Genomic DNA, 220 nt, shown 5'->3' on the forward strand with positions numbered 1-220 from the left:
CTGGCCTTACTCGGTCCAATACGAAGATCTCACGGAATGGATCCAGCAGTATGCTGCCTCTGAAGTAGACGAGGTCCACTCCGCTGCCTGCACCATCCGCCACTGGAGAGGCTACATACAGAATAGCTGGAAGTACGGGAAGTCCAATGGTTTAAGCGAAGGCCTGAACAACAAGATCAAAGTCCTGAAGCGTGTCTCCTTCGGCCTCCACAGCTTTGAA

Annotated in this window: 1 protein-coding gene; it reads left to right on the forward strand. The window is 52.7% G+C overall.

Going from position 1 to position 220, the window contains the following annotated elements; translation table 11 throughout:
• Positions 1-220: transposase (locus H6A20_RS13355; protein ID WP_204907561.1), on the forward strand; the 220-nt coding region annotated here is incomplete at both ends.

This window comes from Mordavella massiliensis, from assembly GCF_016901695.1.
Classification (GTDB): domain Bacteria; phylum Bacillota; class Clostridia; order Lachnospirales; family Lachnospiraceae; genus Claveliimonas; species Claveliimonas massiliensis_A.